General features: G+C 65.6%; 14 protein-coding genes and 1 pseudogene. 9 read left to right on the forward strand and 6 right to left on the reverse strand.

Annotation, left to right across the window (positions count from 1 at the left end):
• Positions 1-31: 31 nt before the first annotated feature.
• Positions 32-997: a Bug family tripartite tricarboxylate transporter substrate binding protein gene (locus HAP41_RS37625; RefSeq protein ID WP_166083202.1), complete on the forward strand. Its 966-nt coding sequence runs from the start codon at positions 32-34 to the stop codon at positions 995-997.
• Between the two features lie 32 nt (positions 998-1,029).
• Here the strand turns inward: HAP41_RS37625 and HAP41_RS37630 are convergent, their stop codons facing one another.
• The gene (locus tag HAP41_RS37630; RefSeq protein ID WP_166083182.1) at positions 1,030-1,920 is read right to left on the reverse strand and encodes a LysR substrate-binding domain-containing protein; all 891 of its coding nucleotides are present in this window, start codon (positions 1,918-1,920) and stop codon (positions 1,030-1,032) included.
• A gap of 92 nt (positions 1,921-2,012) precedes the next feature.
• On the opposite strand from HAP41_RS37630, the gene HAP41_RS37635 reads away from it, so the two are divergent.
• Positions 2,013-2,765, forward strand: coding sequence for a sulfite exporter TauE/SafE family protein (locus tag HAP41_RS37635; RefSeq protein ID WP_166083168.1), 753 nt, complete (start codon positions 2,013-2,015; stop codon positions 2,763-2,765).
• Positions 2,766-2,768: 3 nt separating this feature from the next.
• Here HAP41_RS37635 and HAP41_RS37640 read toward each other — a convergent pair whose 3' ends face one another.
• The gene (locus HAP41_RS37640; protein ID WP_166083153.1) at positions 2,769-3,179 is read right to left on the reverse strand and encodes a GFA family protein; all 411 of its coding nucleotides are present in this window, start codon (positions 3,177-3,179) and stop codon (positions 2,769-2,771) included.
• 66 nt (positions 3,180-3,245) lie between these two features.
• A complete protein-coding gene (locus HAP41_RS37645; protein ID WP_071909427.1) occupies positions 3,246-3,878 on the reverse strand; it encodes a LysE family translocator in 633 nt (210 codons plus the stop codon).
• A 214-nt stretch (positions 3,879-4,092) separates the two neighbouring features.
• Here HAP41_RS37645 and HAP41_RS37650 point away from each other — a divergent pair, with 214 nt between their 5' ends.
• Both HAP41_RS37650 and HAP41_RS37655 read left to right on the forward strand, forming a co-directional pair.
• Positions 4,093-5,889 carry an adenylate/guanylate cyclase domain-containing protein gene (locus HAP41_RS37650; RefSeq protein ID WP_063985696.1) on the forward strand — a complete coding sequence of 599 codons (1,797 nt, stop codon included), beginning with the start codon at positions 4,093-4,095 and terminating at the stop codon, positions 5,887-5,889.
• A 191-nt stretch (positions 5,890-6,080) separates the two neighbouring features.
• Positions 6,081-8,891, forward strand: a complete 2,811-nt coding sequence (locus HAP41_RS37655) for a di-heme-cytochrome C peroxidase (RefSeq protein WP_166083142.1) — start codon at positions 6,081-6,083, stop codon at positions 8,889-8,891.
• Between the two features lie 143 nt (positions 8,892-9,034).
• Here HAP41_RS37655 and HAP41_RS37660 read toward each other — a convergent pair whose 3' ends face one another.
• Positions 9,035-9,982 carry an alpha/beta fold hydrolase gene (locus HAP41_RS37660; RefSeq protein ID WP_028148092.1) on the reverse strand — a complete coding sequence of 316 codons (948 nt, stop codon included), beginning with the start codon at positions 9,980-9,982 and terminating at the stop codon, positions 9,035-9,037.
• A gap of 207 nt (positions 9,983-10,189) precedes the next feature.
• On the opposite strand from HAP41_RS37660, the gene HAP41_RS37665 reads away from it, so the two are divergent.
• Together HAP41_RS37665 and HAP41_RS37670 are read left to right on the forward strand one after the other, a co-directional pair.
• On the forward strand, positions 10,190-10,651 hold the full coding sequence (locus tag HAP41_RS37665) for an Hsp20 family protein (RefSeq protein WP_166083131.1): 462 nt from the start codon (positions 10,190-10,192) through the stop codon (positions 10,649-10,651).
• A 153-nt stretch (positions 10,652-10,804) separates the two neighbouring features.
• Positions 10,805-11,575, forward strand: coding sequence for an alpha/beta fold hydrolase (locus HAP41_RS37670; RefSeq protein WP_166083118.1), 771 nt, complete (start codon positions 10,805-10,807; stop codon positions 11,573-11,575).
• A gap of 245 nt (positions 11,576-11,820) precedes the next feature.
• On the opposite strand, the gene HAP41_RS37675 is transcribed toward HAP41_RS37670, so the two are convergent.
• The gene (locus HAP41_RS37675) at positions 11,821-12,594 is read right to left on the reverse strand and encodes a hypothetical protein (RefSeq protein WP_166083115.1); all 774 of its coding nucleotides are present in this window, start codon (positions 12,592-12,594) and stop codon (positions 11,821-11,823) included.
• Positions 12,595-13,085: 491 nt separating this feature from the next.
• Here HAP41_RS37675 and gltB point away from each other — a divergent pair, with 491 nt between their 5' ends.
• Positions 13,086-17,819 carry a glutamate synthase large subunit gene (gltB, locus tag HAP41_RS37680; RefSeq protein WP_166083096.1) on the forward strand — a complete coding sequence of 1,578 codons (4,734 nt, stop codon included), beginning with the start codon at positions 13,086-13,088 and terminating at the stop codon, positions 17,817-17,819.
• Between the two features lie 163 nt (positions 17,820-17,982).
• On the forward strand, positions 17,983-19,434 hold the full coding sequence (locus HAP41_RS37685) for a glutamate synthase subunit beta (protein ID WP_071909421.1): 1,452 nt from the start codon (positions 17,983-17,985) through the stop codon (positions 19,432-19,434).
• A 183-nt stretch (positions 19,435-19,617) separates the two neighbouring features.
• On the opposite strand, the gene HAP41_RS37690 is transcribed toward HAP41_RS37685, so the two are convergent.
• Positions 19,618-21,357 (reverse strand): outer membrane beta-barrel protein, encoded by a 1,740-nt coding sequence (locus tag HAP41_RS37690; protein WP_166083069.1) that lies wholly within the window; start codon positions 21,355-21,357, stop codon positions 19,618-19,620.
• Positions 21,358-21,548: 191 nt separating this feature from the next.
• On the opposite strand from HAP41_RS37690, the pseudogene HAP41_RS37695 reads away from it, so the two are divergent.
• Positions 21,549-22,555, forward strand: a pseudogene (locus HAP41_RS37695) (KpsF/GutQ family sugar-phosphate isomerase).
• The last annotated feature ends 94 nt before the right edge of the window (positions 22,556-22,649 follow it).

A 22,649-nucleotide genomic window follows, 5' to 3' on the forward strand; every position in this document is an offset into this window, starting at 1 on the left:
GCCCCAAGGAGCGTGCATGAAAAGAGCCTGCATGAACAACTGGCCTAAGCTCCTCCTCGCATTCCTGCTCCTGTTTCCCGCCCTCGCCTCCGCGCAGAATTTCCCCGCGAAACCGATCGAGCTGATCGTGCCGTTCCCGGCCGGCGGTCCCAACGACATCATTGCCCGGGTGATCGGCCAGCGCATGTCGGAGCTGTCAGGGCAGCCGGTGCTGATCGACAATCGCGGCGGCCAGGGCGGCGTGCTCGGCACCGACGCGGTCTCCAAGGCCGCGCCCGACGGCTACACCATCGCCATCTCCTCAGCCGGCGCGCTCGCGATCAGCCCGAGCATGGAGCGGGTCGCCTACGACACGGCGAGCGACCTCACGCCGGTGACGCTGGTTGCGACCGTGCCGGAAATGCTGGTGGTTGCCACCAACGTGCCCGCAAAGGACATCGGCGAGCTGATCGCGCTCGCCAGGGCCCAGCCCGGAAAGCTCAATTTCGCCTCCTCCGGCCCCGGCAGCCTGCCGCACCTCGCCGGCGAATTGTTCAAGCTGACGGCCAAGATCGACATCGTCCACGTGCCCTATCGCGGCGCGGCGCCCGCGGTGAACGATCTCCTGGGCCAGCAGGTGCAGATGACGTTCCTGGATCTCCCCGTGCTGCTGCCGCAGGTCAAGGCGGGCGCGTTGAAGCCCATCGCGGTCGGCTCGGCCGAGCGCTCCGCGACCGCGCCCGACGTGCCGACCACCGCGGAAGCGGGCTTTGCCGATCTTCGCATCGAGAACTGGTACGGCATGGTGGCGCCGAAGGGCACGCCGAAGGAGATCGTCACCGCGCTGCATGGCCTGGCGACGAAGGCCATGGCGGATCCGGCCGTAAAGGAAAAGCTCGCCGCCCAGGGCGCGACGCTGGTTGGCGACGAGCCGGAGCATTTTCGCGGCTTCATCGCGGACGAGACGAAGAAGTGGGCGAAGGTGATCAAGGACGCCGGCGTCGAGACGGCGAAGTAGCGCTGTCTTACCCTCCCCTGGAGGGTAAGCCCTCACACCGCCGCCGCCCGCAAATGCTCCACCAGCATCTTGGCCGGCCTTGGCAGCGCCTTGAAGCTGCGGGCGCAGATCACGAGCTTGCGGTTGGCGAAAGCATCGCGCAGGCGGACCATGGCCAGCGGCATCAGCTTGGCGCAGCGGCGGGCGGCGGATATCGGCACCAGGGCGATGCCGACGTCAGCGGCGACCATCTGGCAGATCGCGTCGAAATCGCGCAGACGCGCACGGTAATGCGGACGCATGCCGAGCCGGGCGGCGTGCTTCGAAATGTGCATCTGGAGCGCAGTGGCGCTGGTGAGCCCGACGAATTCGCAATCCCTCGCCTCCTGGAAATCGATCTGGCGGCGGCCGGCGAACGGACCGCGCCTGGACGTCACCAGCGTCAGGTGGTCCTCGCTGAAGACGAAGCGCTCGATATGATCAGGGAGCGCGTGCTCGGCGGCAAAGCCGAGATCGGCGGCACCGGCGGTGATTGCTGCCGCGATATCGGTGCTCTCGCGCTCCTCGATGTCGATGGCGACGTCGCGATGCTCGCGCAGGAAGCCCGCCAGCGCCTTCGGCAGATGCTCCGACAGCCCCGAGGTGTTGACGAGAAAATGCACGCTCGCGCGCACGCCGCTGGCAAAGCCGGCGAGATCGCCGCGCATGGCGTCGACCTGGTGCATCACGACCCGTGCATGATCGAGCAGGCTCTCGCCCGCCGCAGTCAGCTCGACACCGCGCCGCCCGCGCTTGAGCAGCGCGACGCCGAGCGCGTCATCGAGCCCCTTTATGCGCGCGCTGGCAGAGGCCAAGGCGAGATTCGATCGCTCGGCACCGCGCGTGATGCTGCGCTGGTCGGCTACCGCGATGAAGAGCTGGAGGTCGACGAGGTCGAAGCGCATGGCTGGATTCTCCTCAGCCTCCGCCGAGAACGAAGGCTGTCTCCGTAACCTCCAGATTGTGCCCGCGCGCGGCTTCGGTCAATGTGCAAGATATGATTGACCCGCTCCTCATCCTCATCGCCGCCGTCTTCCTGATCGCCGGATTCGTCAAGGGCGTGGTCGGGCTCGGCCTGCCGACCGTGTCCATGGGCCTGCTCGCGGTGAACATGGCGCCGAGCCGCGCGATCGCCATCGTGATCGTACCCGCCATCGTCACCAATATCTGGCAGACCTTCGCCGGCCCCTATCTGCGCGACGTCCTGAGGCGGCTGTGGCCGCTGATGATCGGCACCGTGATCGGATGCTGGCTCAATGCCGGCGCGCTGACCGGCCCGCATGCCCGTTACGGCACGATCGTGCTCGGAATCCTGCTCGTGATCTACGCGATCATCGGGCTCAGCAAATTCAAGTTCCACGTCGCGCCGCAGAACGAGAAATGGGTCGGCGGCGTGGTCGGCGTGATCACCGGCGTGATCTCGGCCTCGACAGGCGTGCAGGTGATCCCCTCGATGCCGTTCATGCAGGCGATCGGCATGGAGAAGGACGAACTGGTGCAGGCGCTCGGCGTGTTCTTCACAACGGCGACGCTGGCGCTCGCCTTCAACCTCACCGCCGGTGGATTGCTGACGCCGGCGAACGCCGTGCCGGGCGCCGTGGGCATGGCCATGGCCTTTGCCGGCATGTTCGTCGGCCAGTCGGTGCGGGCGCGGATGCCGGCGGAAGCGTTTCGCCGCTGGTTCCTGATCGCGATGATCCTGCTCGGCGTTTATCTCGCGGGCAGCGCGCTGCTGAAGGAGTTCGCCTGAGGCCTACGATTTGGGTTCGTATCCAGGCACCCATTTTTCGTGCTGGGGCAGATCGTCCTGAATCGTCCACCACGGTGCGCGCGACGAGGTGAAGACGTGGAGGCGGGGCCTGACATCGGGATCGTCATCGAGCAGGCCGGCGGGAATGCTGACGGTCGGCAGATAACTCGCCTTGCCCGGCGTCAGGCAGCCGCAGGTCTTGCAGCGATGGCGGAAGCTCCCCGGCGCGGATTCGTAAGCCACCGTCATGTCCTCGCCGGCAACAAAGCGAAACTTGTCGGAATCGACATGGGCGTAGGTGGCGAAGGCGGCACCGGTCAGCTTGCGACAATTGGCGCAATGGCAATGCGTCAGCGCACGCACCTGATCGATCTCGAAACGCACGGCTCCGCATAGGCAGCTTCCACGAACCATCGAAACCTCCCCGCGCGGCCTCTATCGGGCCGACTGCATGCCGGACCAGTCATTCGTTCGAATGAGTTATCGCGTCTCCAGCATGGCGACGCGGATGCCGAGATAGATGAAGAGGCCGCCGAGCGCGCGGTTGACCCAGGCGATCGCGCCCTCAGACTTGCGCAGCCGGTGGGCCGCCCTTGCCGCGAACGCCGCCAGCACGAGGCACCACAACGTTCCCGTAAAGATGAAGATCAGGCCGAGCGTCAGGAAGGCGAGTGGCTTGTGCGGGGAATCGGCTGCGACGAATTGCGGCAGGAAGGCCAGGAAGAACAGCGCGACCTTGGGATTGAGCGCGTTGGTGAAGACGCCCTGGAGGAAGACCCGCCGCAGCGGGCTCCGCTCCGGCTCGTCGATGGCTGCGGCCAGCGCCGGGCGCGACCACAGCATCTGAAGTCCTGTCACGACGAGATAGGCCGCGCCGACCAGCTTCAGGATCGAGAAGGCGGTCGATGAGGCCATCAGCAGCGCCGAAAGGCCGATTGCTGCGCCCGCAACGTGGAAAAAGCAGCCAAAACTGATGCCGAGCGCGGCCGCGGCGCCGCCCCGCCAGCCCATCTGCATGCTGCGGCCGATCACGTAGACCGAGTCCGGGCCAGGCGTGATGTTGAGCAATATGCCCGACAGGATGAAGAGCCAGATCTCGTGAATGCCCAGCATGTGAGGTGCCCCCGTCAGTCCTGAAAGGCGGGCTTATTCGGTTCGGCCGCCGCCGTCCACCGCCAGGATTGCGGAGAATTTACCTCAAATTTGCAATGCGGATGATGCTTTCGCTCGGCCTTATCTGCTCTATAAAGGCGGGGTTCTTGGAAGTGCGGGATTCGAGGCGACTGCCACGCGGGGGCCGGTCATCGATCCCTTGGAGCTCCGGATTATGGAAAGACGTCTGGCCGCCATCGTCTGCGCCGATGTCGCCGGCTATTCGCGCATGATGGGCAGCGACGAGGCCGGCACCCATGCCGCCTTCAAGGCCCATCGCAGCGCGATCCATCCCATCATCCTCAACCATGGCGGCCGCGTCGTCAAAAACACCGGCGACGGCTTCCTGTTGGAGTTCCCGAGCATCGTCGGCGCCGTCGAGGCCGCGATCGCGATGCAGACGCTGATGGCGGAGCGCAACCATCACCTGCCTGCCGAGCGCGCCATGCAGTTTCGCCTCGGCATCCACATGGGCGACGTCATCGCCGACGAGGACGAGGTATTCGGTGACGACGTCAACATTGCCGTCCGCCTCGAAGCGGTGGCGAGCCCCGGCGGCTTCGCCATCTCGGCCAAGGCCTACCGGGAGGCGAGCAAGCACCTGACCGCGCTGCTGGTCGATGCCGGCAACCATCGCTTCAAGAACATCAAGGACCCGATCGGGGTCTGGACCTGGATGCCCGAGGGTGCGCCAGCGCTCGCGCCCGAGCTCCGGGAGGCGTCGGTGCTGTCGCAGCAGTACCGCACAGCGATCGTCGGTGTGCTGCCCTTCGCCAATCTCAGCGACGCCCAGGACGAATATTTCTCCGACGGCCTCACCGAGGATCTGATCCACGCGCTGTCGCTGCAATCCTTCTATCGCGTGCTGAGCCGCAACTCGACCTTCGCGTTCAAGGGCAAGAACACCAGCACCCGCCTGATCGCGCGCGAGATCGATGCCACCTATCTGATCCAGGGCTCGGTGCGGCGCGCCGGAGCCAAGATCCGCGTCACCGCCGAGCTGGTCGCGCCGGAGACCGGCGAGCAGCTCTGGACCGGCCGCTACGACCGCGACATCGGCGAACTGTTCGCGATGCAGGACGAGATCACCACCAATCTGTCCGCCGCCATCGCCACCGAGATCGTCCGGGCGGAGGCCTCGGCGCCGGCGCGGCTCTCCACCGACGTGACCGCCTGGGACCGCTTCCTCAAGGGGCTGTCGCACTACTACCGGCAGACCAAGGAGGACCTGGCCACCGCCGTCGACCTGTTCCGCGAAGCCATCAGCCTCGACCCCAAACTGTCGATCGCGCACGCCTATCTCGCCACGATCCAGATCCAGAGCATCCAGTTCGGGTGGGTCAAGGGCACACGCGAGATGTGGGCCGAGGCGATGGCCCTCGCCGAGACCAGCGTCCGGCTCGACCCGCGCTCCTCCTTCGCCTTCTCGATCCTGTCCTGGGCGCATGCCATGGAGGCGCATTACGAGGCCGCGATGGACGCCGCCAAGCGCGCGGTCGCGCTCAACCCCTACGACAACGGCGCACGCGGCGTGCTCGGCATCTGCCATTTCGTCATCGGCGAGCACCGCGAGGCGATCGAGCTGTTTTCGATGGCCGCGCAGCGCGACAATAGCGACCCGCGCTACCAATGGGCCGCGCTGAACGCCTTCAGCCATTATCTGCTGGGGCAATACGACGCGACCCTGTCCTGGGCCCGCGAGCAGCTCTACATCAACCCGAACCACATGCAGGCGCTGGCGATCCGTGCCGCGGCGCTGGCACAGTTGGGCCGGGACGATGAAGCGGGCGAGGCCGTCGGCGTGCTGATGCGCAACTACCCGACGCTGAATGTTGATCGTCACTTGCGCAATTTCCACTGGAAGCGGCCCGAGGACCTTGCCCATTACCGCGAGGGGCTTCTGAACGCGGGCGTGCCGCTCAGCAAGCTGACCCTGGTGCAAAGCGACGTCAAACGCGCGGCCGAGTCCTGACAGGCGGGCCTTCTCGGTCCCGACCCAGCCCCTTCGCAAAACGCGGGCCGGCTTTTATTGACAGGACCGTGAATTCAGCCACACTTCTTTACACGCTGAAGTAGTATAAGCTGCTGTCGGTTTGTTAGGACTTTCCGCGCTCTATCGGCGCGTCTTCATTTCACGATTCGCCGTTTTCAGGATTTTGGGCCATGAACGACCCCGCCTCGAAGCCTCCCTTCGATCCCTCGATCCAGGTCTCGCCAGACAATCCCTGCCCCTTCCTGCGCGGCCTGGTCGGCGAAGGCTTCGTCGACGGCGGGACCGTCCCGATCGGCAAGCTATCGCAGACGATCGCGAATGCGAGCGGCGACAAGGGGCTGATGAAGACGGTGGCCCGCGTCGAGACCCGCGGCATCGCGCTGATCGCCAACGGCTTCGGTCACATCCTGAAGAGCATCTTTTCGGGCGCACAGCTCGATGCGCTGCGCGGCGGCCCCCTGGACAAGCGCGGCGCCGGTTCGCGCATCCTCGGCGTCGACGGCAAGGTCAATGAGGATCAGATCGCCCGCCTGGCCAGCTTCGGCAGGGACTATACCGATCCCAACGGCGGCGGCACCGAGCCCGGCATCAACGCGTCGGAAATACAGACCTACATGCGCGACAATCTCAAGCGCGCCGGGAGCGCTGCGCGCTGGTATTACCGGATCTTGATGCAATTCGAATGGCCCATCCTGCTGAAGATCATGGGCAAGGGCGAAGGCGAGAACCGCTACCTCGGCATCGCCGACGTGCGTACGCTGTTCAACGAGCGCAAATTCCCGGAGAGGATCACACAGCGGGTCGTCAGCCAGCCGGTCAAACCGCCCTCGCTCATATTGCGTGTTGCCGGCGGACTCGTCGCTGCGCTGCTCGTCTTTGGCGTCGTGGCGCTGCGCTTTCCCGATCAATTCCAGCCGATGCTGCCCGGCATCCTCGGTGACCTCGTGGCGCCGCCATTGCCGAAGCTTGTCGAACCCCAGGCGGCGTACTGGCTCGAGCAAAACTGGGCGCTGGAGGACCGGCACTGGTTTCATCACGCCAGCCAGGGCACCGCGACCTTCCCGGTGCCCTACAGCTGGTTCATGGCGCTCGAGCAGCCGCGGCTTCATTTCTTCGCAAAGCCCGGGATGCTGCATGACAGCGACCATCTCCAGCGCTTCGGCTTCATCCCGAGCCCGCAGACGATCAACACCGACGACGCCACGCTGCGCCGGTTCGGCTACGCCAATGTCTACGACAAGACGAAGCCGGTGCCGGCGCGGCTTTGGGATCCGCCGGTTGACTGGGGCGCCCAGGCTGAAAACGTCGACGGCCTGCCCGTCGGCTTTGCTCGCATGACCGGCGTACCCGATCCTGCGACCGGCCAGGTCGGCGACGACCGGATCGGCCTGACCTGCGCCGCCTGCCACACCGGCCAGATTCACTACAAAGGCATCGACATCCGTTTCGACGGCGGCCCGGCGATGACCGACCTGAGGAAGCTCGAGATCACGACGGGTCTGTCGATCGCCTACACGCTCCTCGTGCCGGGTCGCTTTACCCGCTTCGCCGACCGTGTGCTCGGCCCCTCCGCCAGCGGTGCGGATCGCGATGCGCTGAAGCAGAAGCTGCGCACGATCAGCACGTTCCTGATCGACTGGGAGAAGACCTACGCGAAAACCATCGACGGCAAGACGAGGTTCAACGAGAAGACGAAGCGGGAAGAGAAGCAGCAGGACACCGAGGAAGGATACGGCCGTCTCGACGCGCTCAACCGCATCGGCAATCAGGTCTTCGCCCAGGACATGACGCTCAGCGGCCTCAGCGGCTTCGAAAAGAATCTGCATGCCAAGGATGCGCCGGTCAGCTTCCCGCCGATCTGGACCGTGCCCTGGCTCAAATTCGCGCAATATGACGCGTCCATCGAACAACCGCTGATCCGCAACGCCGGCGAAGCGCTGGGCGTGACGGCGCTGCTCAATCTGTCCGACAATACCCCCAAGGACACGCTGTTCCGCTCGTCGATGGATATCAAGAACCTGAACTGGATCGAGGATCTGCTGAAGGGGTCGGCGCCCTATCCGAAAAAGCAGCTCTCCGGACTGACATCACCGAAATGGCCGTCCGATATCTTCGGCGACAATGCCTGGAAGATCGATGGCGAGCGCGTCAAGAACGGCCGCAAGCTCTACGCGCAGATCTGCGTCGAATGCCATCTCGGGCCGGTCAACGATCCCGTGTTCGACACCGAGTTTCCGGACCAGAGCATCTGGTCCTCGTCGCGCTGGGAGACCATCGGCAAAGACAAATTCCTGAACGAGGTCCAGAAAAGCGTCAAAGGCATGGGCACCGATCCCGCTCAGGCCAGTGTGCTGGCGACGCGGACGGTTCAGGTACCGGGCTTTCTCGAGCTCGATCCCACGCAGAAGCTCAATGCCTGGTGGAGCTGCAATCTGCCGGCTATCTCCTCGACCGACATGCCGTACTCGGTCGGGCTGATGGTGCTCGTCGACATCGTCAGCCGCAAGGCGATGGACGATGCGAAGATCGACCCGAAGGTCCAGCAGGCCTGGTGGGGCGAGCGCAAGAACTGCCCGAATCCCGGTCCGCAGCCGGCCGAGGCGAAGGAGCCGCCGCCCTGGTATCGCGCGCGCCCGCTCAACGGCGTCTGGGCCACCGCGCCTTACCTGCACAACGGATCGGTGCCCTCGCTCTACTGGATGCTGAGCCCCGCGGCCGAGCGCCCCAAATCGTTCTGCATGGGTGGTGGTCGCGACTACGATCCGAAGCAGGTCGGCTTCGCGGTCGTCGACGGCGAGAGCTGCAAGACCGGGCAGTCGCGCTTCTCGACGCGAGCGTCTGATGGCACCGAGACCTTCGGCAACAGCAATGCCGGCCACTCGTTCGATGGCACGCCGGGCCCCGGCAAGGACGGCACCATCGGCCGCGTGCTCAAGGAGCAAGAGCGCTACGACCTGATCGAGTATCTGAAGACGCTGTGAGGCTGAGAAGGTTCATCGTCATGGCCGGGCTTGTCCCGGCCATCCACGTTCTTTGATCGCGCAGCAACGTGGATGCCCGGGACAAGCCCGGGCATGACGGAGATTGTGGAACGATCAGCCGTCCTCAGGAAGTTTCCGTCACCTCACTTGAACAGCGGCGTGCCCGGCACGAAGGCGTCGAAGGCGGCCCAGAACTGGGAGCGGTAGCGGTCCTGCTCCTGGAGGATCTCGTGCTTGGCGCCGGCAATCACGAGATGGGAGCCGGCGCGCAAATGATAGGCGAACTCCTCGATCGCCGCGGTCGAGACCACGGTGTCGCTGGAGGCCGCCAGCATCAGGATCGGCTGGCGGATTTGGGACGGGTAGTTCTTGCCCTTGAAGGTGTTCATGGCGTGGAAGGCGGTATCGGCCCAGGCGACCGTCGGTGACGCGAGCCCGAGCGTCGGATCCTCCTCCAGGATCGCGGCATTGCGCGCATAGCGCACGGGATCGCTGGTCAGCGGATTGTTGATGAAGGGATTGAGCCCGGTGATGTGGTCGCTGCCGCCGGGGACATAGCGACCGCCCATCCCCATCAGGCGCATCGTCTTCAGCAGCGCCCGCGCCGGAAACGAGGTGGCGCGGCCGGGCAGGTCGATCATCGGCGCCGACAGCACCATGCGGTCGAACCAGCGCTTGCCCGCATGCGCCACCCGCAGCATCACCGTGCCGCCCATGGAATGGGCGAGCGCGAAGAAGGGCGGCGGGCAATCCGGCAGCACCACCTGCTGCACGAAGGTCTCGACGTCGATCTCGAAATCGGAGAAGTCGCGCACATAGCCCTTGCGCGGATCGCGCAGGCGGCGCGAGGAGTGGCCCTGCCCGCGCCAGTCGATCATCGCCACCGCAAAGCCGCGGTCGCGCAGGTCGCGCACGGTCTCGAAATATTTCTCGATCTGCTCGCTGCGTCCGGTGAAGACGCAGACCGTGCCCTTGCGGTTCGCCGGCGGCGCCCAGCGCGCAAAGCGCAGCTCGGCGCCATCGGGCGTCTTGATGGTGCCGCTGACGACGTCTTCGGGAACGGGATTGGACGGAATCGAGATCAGCGTCATTGGGCGAGAAATGCTGCAAATCAAGGGGCTGGAGCGCCGAAAAGGCGCAACTTGCCGCCCTCTTGAACGCCGTTCCCCTGAACCCATATCACCATGGTGCAGGCCGCTACCAGTGTTTCGGAACCGGAACATCAGGCTGCACACAGACTAAAGCCCGGCCCGATTGGCGGGCGGGTTATCAACAGTCGCTCAATGGAGGACTAGACCATGCGTAGCTACGACCTGACTCCGTTTTACCGTTCCACCGTCGGCTTCGACCGCCTCTTCAGCCTGCTCGACCAAGCTGGTTCGGACGGCAGCCCCGGTTATCCCCCCTACAACATCGAGCGTACCGGCGAGAACACCTACCGCATCACGGTTGCGGTGTCCGGCTTCGCCAAGGACGAGCTCTCCCTCGTCGCGAAGGAAAACACGCTGACGATCAAGGGCGAGAAAGTCGCCAACGAGAACTCAAAATCCGAAGTGCTGTACCGCGGCATCGCCGCGCGTGCCTTCGAGCGCGCCTTCCAGCTTGCCGACTTCGTGCAGGTGAAGGACGCCTCGCTCGAGAACGGGCTGCTTCACGTCGACCTCGTGCGCGAGATTCCCGAAGCCAAGAAGCCGCGCCAGATCGCCATCAACGCGGCCGCGCCGAAGGCGCAGGTGATCGAGAGCTCGGTCGCCGCCTAAGCACGTCGACAACCGCCAAGTTGCGAAAACGCCCCGGTGCCCCGGGGCGTTTTTTCGTTTTGCATTGCATCACAGAACGGTGAGGACACGTAACGCCGCGACCACGCGCTCCGTCCTTTGGGCATCGCAGCAAAAACACTACGGAGCACGATCATGTCACTTTGGCGCAGCCTTTTCGTCGCAGCGAGCCTGCTGGCGGCCCCCATCGGCCTTGCTCACGCGCAGACGCCGCAGACGGTGAAGGCGAAGAACGTCGTGCTGGTGCACGGCGCCTGGGCCGACGGATCGAGCTGGTCGGAGGAGATCCCGATCCTCCAGGCCGCGGGCCTGCACGTCACTGCCGTGCAAAATCCGCTGTCGTCGCTTGCGGACTCCGTCGAGGCGACCAAACGCGCGCTGGCCGAACAGGATGGTCCGACGGTGCTGGTCGCGCATTCCTGGGGCGGCACTGTCATCAGCCAGGTCGGCAACGACCCGAAGGTCACCGGCCTCGTCTACGTCGCCGCACGCGCGCCAGATGCGAACGAAGACTTCGTCGCGCTGTCGAAGCAGTTTCCGGCAGGCCCGGCCCGCGCCGGCATCGTCGAACGCGACGGCTATACAAAGCTCTCGGAAGACGCCTTCCTGAAGTATTTTGCCAATGGCGTGAAGCCGGAGCAGGCCAGGGAGCTCTACGCCGTGCAATGGCCGACGGCCGCCTCGATCTTCGCCGGCCGCACCACGGAAGCTGCATGGCACACCAAGCCGAGCTGGTACGCGGTGTCGAAGAACGACGGCACCATCAATCCGGATTTCGAACGCTTCCTCGCCAAGCGCATGAACGCAACGACGATCGAGCTCGATGCCGGCCACCTCTCGCTGGTGTCGCATCCGAAGGAGGTGGCGAATCTGATCCTGGAAGCCGCGGGGTATCCGCGCAGCTGAGCGCGCGATCGCCGCAATGAAAAAGCGCCCGAGAATCTCGGGCGCTTTTGTTTTGCTCAGGCCTCTCCCCGATGTCGTCCCTGCGAACGCAGGGGACCCATAACCCCAGGGAGAGGTTTGGCGAAGACTCGTCGTTCGGGACTCGCACCTCATCCCCGTCGATAGATCACGCGGTATGGGTCCCTGCGTTCGCAGGGACGACACCGAATCTGTAACCCGCACCGTCGCGTCAAATCAGCAACGCGCTAGTCCAGCCCCTGCGCCGCCGGCATCTCCTGCGTCGGCATGATCGTCGGAGCCAGCTTGGCCTGACCGACGGTTGGCGCGGCGGTTTGCGGTGCGGCCTCGGCGGGCTTCGCCTGCACCGCAGCGGTCTGTTGTGCAGGCTGCGCCTGCGGCGCTTCTGCCTGCTGCGCAGCTGGCGCGGCCGGCTTGGCGGCGGCGACAGGCGCCTCGCCGCGGCGCGGGGCAGCCTTCGGCAGCGGCACGTTGCGGCTGGCGACATGCGGGATCGAGGCCAGCGGACGCGGCGGACCGCTGCGGACCATGGTCGGCGGCGGCAGCGCGCTTTGCGGACGGTAAGGTGCAACCGTCGGCACCTCATCGCTGGGCGCCATGCCGAAGGCGTCGGCGGCCGGCTTGAAGCGCAAAATTCGCCCGTCGCGGGCATCGATCACCAGCCGGCCGTCGTCGCCGCGGCGGTCGATCGCCGCGATGGTGTAGACGCCGCCGCGCAGGCGCGGGATGCCAAGCGGCGAGAAGCCGTTGTCGCGCAGCACGGCGTAGACCTCGGTCGGCGGCAGCAGCGCCGGTGCCGGACCGCGCTCCTCGTAGCCATAGCCGTAACCGTAACGCGGCGGCGGTGGCGGCGCGGCTTCCGGCGGCCCATAGGGTCCGTCGAAATCCGAGACCACGATATAGGCGCCCCGCGCAGCGCCGTTGGCCGGAACTTGTGCCTCGGCGGCCGTTGCCACCAGCGCCAGCGTGGCAGCGGCCACACATCCTGTGAAAAACTTCATGGTCGACACGCTCCTGTCAGGCCCCCGAATGTCTCGCGCTCTTTCGCTTCTTGCGGCGTGGCGCGCCTTTCGAAGGGCTGATCCGAAGCTTCATTCGGGATTTCGGCGTCGGCAGGGCCGGATCAGGGCGCGTTTGCTTCAAAACCGGGGCCGCGTGCCATGCGGAAAGCGCTGATTGACACTCTGGGAATCGGGACTTCCGCGCGCTTGTGTGATAGACAAAAATTTGGCAAGGTGATGGTTAGGACAGGAAGACTGTCTCAATTTTGCTTGCAGTTCCGGCATACGGATTGCAACGAAAGTCGGTGCTTTCGAGCGCCAGGAAGGCAACAGGCAAAGCCGTTCTCGGGGACGAAGAACGCCTAGGCCTGAATTTAAGAAAATGCGGCTCGCAGCGGACGAGCGGTGACCCAGAGGCGGGTGCCGCGGAACGCCCAAGGTGCGCCGAAGATAGCGGTGAGGCAGCTTGCCGCATGGAGAGGATTGGAACAATGAACGGGTCGCAATTCGAGCGCGCAAACATCGTGGCAGAAGAACTGTCGGCGACGGTCGCCTCGAAAACGACTGATCCGATTCAGGAACACAATTCGCGCCCGCCGGCTGTAGGTCTGTACGATCCGAGCCTGGAGAAGGATTCCTGCGGCGTCGGCTTCATCGCCAACATCAAGGGCAAGAAGTCCCACGAGATCGTCGCGGACGCGCTCAGCATCCTCTGCAACCTCGAGCATCGCGGCGCCGTCGGCGCCGACCCGCGCGCCGGTGACGGCGCCGGCATCCTGGTGCAGATCCCGCACGCCTTCTTCAGCCGCAAGGCCAAGGAGCTCGGCTTCACGTTGCCGGCTCCGGGCGAATACGCCATCGGCGCGCTGTTCATGCCGCGCGACACCGCCTGGCGCAACGTCATCAAGAGCATCATCGCCGACCAGATCAAGGAAGAGGGCCTGACCCTGCTCGGCTGGCGCGACGTGCCGACCGACAATTCCTCGCTCGGCGTCACCGTGAAGCCGACCGAGCCCGCCTGCATGCAGGTGTTCATCGGCCGCAACGGCACCGCAAAGACCGAGGACGATTTCGAGCGCCGGCTCTACATCCTGCGCAAGTCGATCTCGCAGGCGATCTACCAGCGCCGCGATCGCGGCCTTGCGGGCTATTACCCCTGCTCGATGTCGTGCCGCACCGTGATCTACAAGGGCATGTTCCTCGCCGACCAGCTCGGCAAGTACTATCCCGACCTACATGAGACGGACTTCGAGAGCGCGCTGGCGCTGGTGCATCAGCGCTTCTCGACCAACACTTTCCCGGCCTGGTCGCTGGCGCATCCCTACCGCATGATCGCGCATAACGGCGAGATCAACACGCTACGCGGCAACACCAACTGGATGGCGGCGCGCCAGGCTTCCGTGAGCTCCGAGCTCTACGGCAAGGACATCAACCGGCTCTGGCCGATCTCCTACGAAGGACAGTCGGACACCGCCTGCTTCGACAACGCGCTCGAATTCCTGGTGCAGGGCGGCTACTCGCTGCCGCACGCCGTCATGATGATGATTCCGGAGGCGTGGGCCGGCAATCCCCTGATGGATGAGAAGCGCCGCGCCTTCTACGAATATCATGCCGCGCTGATGGAGCCGTGGGACGGCCCCGCCGCGATCGCCTTCACCGACGGCCGCCAGATCGGCGCCACGCTCGACCGCAACGGATTGCGGCCGGCGCGCTATCTCGTGACCAAAGACGACCGCATCGTGATGGCGTCCGAGATGGGCGTGCTGACGATCCCCGAGGACCAGATCATCACCAAGTGGCGGCTGCAGCCCGGCAAGATGCTGCTGGTCGACCTCGAGCAGGGCCGCCTGATCCCGGACGACGAGATCAAGGCCGAGCTCGCCCGGAGCCATCCCTACAAGGAGTGGCTGGAGCGGACCCAGATCGTGCTGGAAGAGCTGCCGAAGGTGCCGACCACCGGCGTGCGCTCCAACCTGTCGCTGCTCGATCGCCAGCAGGCGTTCGGCTACAGCCAGGAAGACATCTCCATCCTGATGACGCCGATGGCCTCCACCGGCGAGGAAGCCGCGGGCTCGATGGGCAACGACACGCCGATCTCGGCGCTGTCGGACAAGGCCAAGCCGCTGTTCACCTATTTCAAGCAGAACTTCGCGCAGGTCACCAACCCACCGATCGACCCGATCCGCGAGGAGCTGGTGATGAGCCTCGTCTCCATCATCGGACCGCGGCCCAACCTGTTCGACCTGCAAGGCCTCGCCACCACCAAGCGCCTCGAAGCGCGCCAGCCGATCCTGACCGATGCGGATCTCGAAAAGATCCGCTCGATCTCCGATGTGGCCGAGTCGCACTTCAAGTCGCGCACGCTCGACACCACCTTCCACGCCGGTCTCGGTGCCGCCGGCATGGACCAGGTGCTCGACGAGCTTTGCGCGCGTGCGGAAGCCGCCGTCCGCGAGGGCGTCAACATCATCATCCTGTCCGACCGCATGGTCGGCAGCGACCGGGTGCCGATCCCGGCACTGCTGGCCTGCGCCGCCGTGCATCATCATCTGATCCGCGTCGGACTGCGTACCTCGGTCGGCCTCGTCGTCGAATCCGGCGAGCCGCGCGAAGTGCATCACTTCGCCTGCCTGGCCGGCTACGGCGCCGAAGCGATCAATCCCTATCTGGCGTTCGAAACCATCATCGCGATGAAGGACCGCCTGCCCGGCTCGCTCGACGATTACGAGATCGTCAAGCGCTACATCAAGTCGATCGGCAAGGGCCTGCTCAAGGTGATGTCCAAGATGGGCATCTCGACCTACCAATCCTATTGCGGCGCGCAGATCTTCGACGCCGTCGGCCTCAAGGCGGACTTCGTCGGCAAGTTCTTCGCCGGCACCCACACTCGTGTCGAGGGCGTCGGCCTTGCCGAGATCGCGGAAGAAGCGGTGCGCCGTCATGCCGACGCGTTCGGCGAGGCGCAGGTCTACAAGACCGCGCTCGATGTCGGCGGCGAATATGCCTATCGCAGCCGCGGCGAGGACCATGCATGGACCGCGGAGTCGGTCGGGCTGCTCCAGCACGCCGCCCGCGGCAATTCGCTGGAACGCTACCGCGCCTTCGCCAAGATCCTGAACGAGCAGTCGGAGCGGCTGTTGACGCTGCGCGGCCTGTTCCGGATCAAGAACGCGGACGAGGAGAAGCGCAAGCCGATCCCGATCGACCAGGTCGAGCCGGCCAAGGACATCGTCAAGCGCTTCGCCACCGGTGCGATGAGCTTCGGCTCGATCTCGCGCGAGGCGCACACCACGCTCGCGATCGCCATGAACCGGATCGGCGGCAAGTCGAACACCGGCGAAGGCGGCGAGGAAGCCGACCGCTTCAAGCCGATGCCGAACGGCGATTCCATGCGTTCGGCGATCAAGCAGGTCGCCTCGGGCCGCTTCGGCGTCACCACGGAGTATCTCGTCAACTCCGACATGATGCAGATCAAGATGGCGCAGGGTGCCAAGCCCGGCGAAGGCGGCCAGCTGCCCGGCCACAAGGTCGACGCGACCATCGCCAAGGTCCGTCACTCGACGCCGGGCGTCGGCCTGATTTCGCCGCCGCCGCATCACGACATCTACTCGATCGAGGATCTGGCGCAGCTCATCTACGACCTCAAGAACGTCAACCCGACGGGCGACGTCTCGGTCAAACTGGTCTCCGAGATCGGCGTCGGCACGGTCGCCGCCGGCGTTGCCAAGGCACGCGCCGACCATGTCACCATCGCGGGCTTCGAGGGCGGCACCGGCGCTTCGCCGCTGACCTCGATCAAGCATGCCGGCTCGCCGTGGGAGATCGGCCTTGCCGAAACCCACCAGACCTTGGTGCGCGAGCGGCTGCGCAGCCGCATCGTGGTCCAGGTCGACGGCGGCTTCCGCACCGGCCGTGACGTCGTCATCGGCGCGCTGTTAGGGGCCGACGAGTTCGGCTTCGCCACCGCGCCGCTGATCGCGGCCGGCTGCATCATGATGCGCAAGTGCCACCTCAACACCTGCCCGGTCGGCGTCGCGACCCAGGACCCCGTCCTGCGCAAGCGCTTCACCGGCCAGCCCGAGCACGTGATCAACTACTTCTTCTTCGTCGCCGAGGAAGTCCGCGAGATCATGGCATCGCTCGGCTTCCGCACCTTCAACGAGATGATCGGCCAGGTTCAGCTGCTCGACCAGACCAGGCTGGTCGCGCACTGGAAGGCCAAGGGCCTCGATTTCTCGAAGCTGTTCGTCAAGCAGAAGGAAGAGAAGGGCCAGAAGATCTATCACTCCGAGCGCCAGAACCATCATTTGGAAGCGGTGCTCGACCGCACGCTGATCGAGAAGGCGACGCCTGCGCTCGACCGCGGCGCGCCGGTGAAGATCGAGGCCAGGATCAACAGCACCAACCGCTCCGCGGGTGCGATGCTGTCGGGCGCGGTCGCCAAGATCTACGGTCATGCCGGCCTGCCGCACGACACGATCCATGTCGGCCTCAAGGGCACCGCCGGCCAGGCGTTCGGCGCGTGGCTGGCGCAAGGCGTCACCTTCGAGCTCGAAGGCGAAGCCAACGACTATGTCGGCAAGGGCCTCTCGGGCGGCAAGATCATCGTCAAGCCCCCCGCCAACAGCGGCATCGTGCCGGAAGAGAGCATCATCGTCGGCAACACGGTGATGTATGGCGCCATCCAGGGCGAGTGCTACTTCCGCGGCGTCGCCGGCGAGCGTTTCGCCGTGCGCAACTCGGGTGCGGTGGCGGTCGTCGAAGGCGCCGGCGATCATTGCTGTGAATACATGACCGGCGGCATCGTGGTCGTGCTCGGCAAGACCGGGCGCAACTTCGCGGCCGGCATGTCCGGCGGCATCGCCTATGTGCTCGACGAGACCGGCGACTTCGACAAGCTTTGCAACATGTCGATGGTCGAGCTCGAGCCGGTGCTGTCGGAAGAGCTGATCAACGCCGGCACCTATAACCACTCGGGTGACCTCGAGGCGCACGGCCGGGTCGACGTGTTCAAGAACCTGCTCGACTCCGACGTCGAGCGCCTGCACGTCCTGATCTCGCGCCATGCCAAAGCGACCGGCTCCAAGCGCGCCGCCGACATCCTTGCCAACTGGAAGGACTGGCTGCCCAAATTCCGCAAGGTGATGCCGGTCGAATACCGGCGCGCGCTGCGCGAAATGGCCGCCAACGCGGACGCCGAGCCGAAAATCGCGATCGGCGCGTAGAGCGATAAGCCCTCATGGTGAGGAGCGCGATAGCTGCGTCTCGAACCATGAGGTCACCAGCGGGGCCTTTCATCCTTCGCGACGCGGCGCCAGTGCGCCGCTCCTCAGGATGAGGGTCCGGCTAGAGAGAAGACGAATTTAAGCGGCAGGGACTTCGGGTTTAATGGGCAAGATCACGGGTTTTCTCGAAATCGAACGGCATGACCGCAAGTACACCCCGGTCGCCGAGCGCGTGAAGCATTACAACGAGTTTGTCGTTCCCTTGACCGAGAAGGAAACGCGCGACCAGGCCGCGCGCTGCATGAATTGCGGCATCCCCTATTGCCACGGCACGGGCTCGGTGGCGCCCGGCACGCCCGGCTGCCCGGTCAACAACCAGATCCCCGACTTCAACGACCTCGTCTATCAGGGCAATTGGGAAGAGGCCTCGCGCAACCTGCACTCGACCAACAATTTCCCGGAGTTCACCGGGCGCATCTGCCCGGCGCCGTGCGAAGCGTCCTGCACGCTCAACATCGACGACAACCCCGTCACCATCAAGACCATCGAATGCGCGATCGTCGACCGCGCCTGGGACAATGGCTGGCTGAAGCCGGAAGTGGCGGCCGTCCAGACCGGCAAGAAGGTCGCGGTGATCGGCTCGGGTCCGGCCGGGATGGCCTGCGCGCAGCAGCTCGCGCGCGCCGGCCACGACGTGCATCTGTTCGAGAAGTTCGCCAAGGCCGGCGGCCTGCTGCGCTACGGCATCCCCGACTTCAAGATGGAGAAGGGCGTCATCGACCGCCGCGTCAAGCAGATGGAAGGCGAAGGCGTCACCTTCCACTACAACAGCCATGTCGGCGCTGACGGCAATGTCGACCCGCGCGAGATGCTCAACGATTACGATGCCGTCGCGCTGACCGGCGGCGCAGAAGCCCCGCGCGACCTGCCGATCCCCGGCCGCGACCTCCAAGGCATCCACTACGCCATGGACTTCCTGCCGCAGCAGAACCGCCGCGTCTCCGAGGAGCCGCTCGGCGGCGTCCAGGAGATCCTGGCCGGCGGCAAGCATGTCGTCGTCATCGGCGGCGGCGACACCGGCTCTGACTGCATCGGCACCTCGCTGCGCCAGGGTGCGCTCTCGGTCACCCAGCTCGAGATCATGCCCGCCCCGCCCGAGCGCGAGAACAAGGGCCTGACCTGGCCGAACTGGCCCTTGAAGATGCGCACCTCGTCGAGCCAGGCCGAAGGCGCGATCCGCGAATACGCCGTGCTGACGCAGAAGTTTTCCGGCGAGAACGGCCAAGTCAAGAAGCTGCACTGCGTGCGCGTCGACGACAAGTTCAAGCCGATTGCCGGCACCGAGTTCGAGCTCGATGCCGAGCTCATCCTGCTCGCGATGGGTTTCGTGCATCCCGTGCACGAGGGCCTGCTCAAGCTGCTCTCGGTCGATCTCGACCCGCGCGGCAACGTCAAGGCCAACACGCTCGACTACCAGACCTCGCGCCCGAACGTGTTCACCGCCGGCGACATGCGCCGCGGCCAGTCGCTGGTGGTGTGGGCGATCCGCGAGGGCCGGCTGTGTGCGCGGTCGATCGACACGTTCCTGATGGGGAAGACGGATCTGCCGCGGTAACCGCGGCGCGCTCCGCGGCCGGATTTACGAAAGGTGTCATCGCCCGCGAAAGCGGGCGATCCAGTATTCCGAGACAGCTGTCGCCTACTGAGAGGCCGCGGCGTACTGGATGCCCCGGTCAAGCCGGGGCATGACTGTTGAGCAAGCGGCAAGATGGCGCGTCAATCCACGTGCTCACCGCCTCTAGTTCTGCAACCTCACCCCCACCAACATCACCGTCCCCTGCGAGCTCGAGCCCGGCTGGTTCGAGTTCAGGATGTCGTGGCGCAGCGTGCCCTTGATCCAGATGTTGCGGTTGAGCTTGTAGATCAGATTGCCTTCGAGCGAGTAGGTTTTGTCGTTGCGATTCTGGTTCTGGTAGTCGTAGGTGCCGTAGGTGAACTTGCCGACGGCGGTGAGCCAGCGGCGGAAGTCGTGATCGACCTCGATCCCGTAGGTGTGCACCAGCACGCCGGAGGAGCCGGGGACCGTGGACTCCGCGATCTGCGTGTCGGTGGCGAATTTCACCGTGGTCAGGCCGCTCGCATTCCAGATCAGCGAGCCCGCGGTGAGGAAGCCCGCGAGCTGGCTGAGGCGCGGGTCGACATAGTTGCGCGCGGTATAGCCGACCGAGATCTCACCGATCAGGATGCGCGAGAACTCGAAGCTCGAGCCGACCTTGGCGTAGCCACCCGATGAATCGCGGAAATAGCCGTTGCGGTCGGCGGGCTGGTCGTGCACGCGACTGTCGCCTTCGATCTCGACGAACGGCTTCAGCCCCGGCTTGAGGTCGTAGGAGAAACGACCGATGCCGCCATACTGGTTGAAGTCGCGGTCGTTGTTGCTGAAGGTCGAGCCGTCGGTCAGCTTGGAATCGGTGTAGGCGGTGCGATCGACGGTGGCGCCGGCGGCCACCTGGAAGCGATTGAAGGTCTGGTCGAAGCCGAAGGTGCCGCCATAGCTGGCGTAGATCGGATATTTCTGCAGGCCAGCCTGCACGTTCGGGCTGCCGGGATTGTCGGTGGCGACCCGCAGGCGGAGCTGCGAGGTCAGCTTGAAATCGCGGTCGACGTCGAGGCGGCCGTCGACATGGCCGGTGAAATCGGGGCGGTCGATCTCGACCGGCGACGGCGAGGCAAAGCCGTCGATCGTCGCCGGCATGTTGTTGGTGTAGCCGGAGAACGAGCCGCGCAGATCGGCGACCAGCGCGTGGCGCTCCCAGTCGGACATCACGAGAAGATCGGGCGCGACGACATAGGCCGGCGAGCCGACCGGCTTGTTCAGGCGCGCCGGATTGGTGTCGTAGCCGGCGGAGAGCTCGAGCCCGCCCTTGATCAGGAAGCTGCCGGCATAGTCGCCGACCGCGCCGAACGCGTCGTCATCGACCTTAAGGCGACGGCGCAGCGGCTGGCCCGGCACGTTGCCGGCCATCGCCGGCGGCACCGGCACCTTGTGCGCAGTCTCGGACGGCGGCGGTGCGATGCGCGGCGGCCCGAGCGTCCTGTCCGGCGTTGCTGGCGGCACCGGCGAGCCGGGTCCGACCGGGCGCTTCGGCTTCGGCTGCCCGGGATAGAGCTTTGGCTGCTGCCGCTTGCGGTTGAGCGAGTCGTAGCCGGAGCCGCTGGCGCCGTTGGCGGCCGGCAGGCCGTAGGTCGGCACCTGGCCGACGCGCGAGGTCGCCGGCGCCTGCTGGCGCTTGCGCGGATCGGCATTGGGATCGGGCAGCGCCGGGAGCGCATCCAACGGCGCCTGCGGCACGCCCGCCGTGCGGCGCGTCGGCAGCGTGTCGGGCGCGGCAAAGCCGCCGCGATTGGGATTGAACAGGTCGGGCGTGAGGCTCTGGGCGGCCGCCGGCGCGCTTCCGAGGGCGGTCGCCAGGCACGGCAAAGCCGCACGCAGGAAATGCCCGCGTTTGCTCCGGCTCGTGCCTGGAGGCGCCCCCACGATGTAAGAACTCCAACGAAATCAAAGACTTCCACGACGACCTCCGCCAGCGGGCGGGAACCATCGTTAATGGAGTTAAAACAATTATGGTTAATGACCCGTTTCGGGGCCTGGCGCTCTCGTCGCCTCGCCGGTCTGGCCATGCTAAGCAGGCGCCAACGGGCGAGCGCCCCTCCTCCCTGGACCTGAACATGTCGAGCTCGAAACCGCTGATGACCCCATCATCCGGCCCTACTCCCGACAGCGTCGAATCCGCGCTCCGCACGCTGGAGACGGAGAGCGGCGGCATCAACGCGCTCGCCGCCGCCCTGCGTGGTCCGCTGGGCGCGACCTTCGCCAAGGCGGTCGACCTGATCCGCAACGCCAAGGGCCGCGTCATCGTCACCGGCCTCGGCAAGTCCGGCCACATGGCGCGCAAGATCGCGGCGACGCTGGCCTCGACCGGCACGCCGGCCTTCTTCGTCCACACCGCGGAAGCCGCCCATGGCGACCTCGGCATGATCACCACCGACGACGTCATCATGGCGCTGTCCTGGTCCGGCGAGCAGCCGGAGATGAAGACCCTCGTGAACTATTCGGCGCGCTTCGCGATCCCGATGATCGCGGTGACGTCGAACGCGGCGTCCTCGCTGGGCCAGGCCGCCGACATCGTGATCGAGCTGCCGAAGGTGCGCGAGGCCTGCCCGCACAATCTGGCGCCGACCACCTCGACGCTGATGCAGGCTGCATCGGCGATGCCATTGCGATCGCGCTGCTCGAAGGCCGCGGTTTTACCGCGCTGGAGTTCGCGCATTTCCACCCGGGCGGCAAGCTGGGCGCGATGCTGAAATTCGTCCGCGACTACATGCGCACCGGCGCGGAGATCCCGGTGAAACCTGAAGGCACCAAGATGTCGGATTTGGTGATGGAGATGTCGGCCAAGGGCCTGGGGTGCGTCTGCATCGTCGACGATGCCGGCGGAATCGCGGGCATCATCACCGACGGCGATCTGCGCCGTCACATGCGGCCGGACCTGCTGACGGTGTCGGTCGACGACATCATGACCAGGCAGCCGAAGACCGTGCCGCCCTCGATGCTCGCCAGCGAGATGATCGAGGTGCTGAACACAAGCAAGATCACCACGCTGGTGGTGACCGAAGCCGACAAGGTGGTGGGCATCGTGCACCTGCACGATCTGCTGCGGGCGGGCGTGGCGTAGGGCCGCTGTCTTGACCCTCACCCTGAGGAGCGCGCCAACAGCGCGCGTCTCGAAGGGCGAGGCCACCGGCCGGGCCTTCATCCTTCGAGACGGC

The sequence above is a fragment of the Bradyrhizobium barranii subsp. apii genome (genome assembly GCF_011516635.5).
Classification (GTDB): Bacteria; Pseudomonadota; Alphaproteobacteria; order Rhizobiales; family Xanthobacteraceae; genus Bradyrhizobium; species Bradyrhizobium barranii.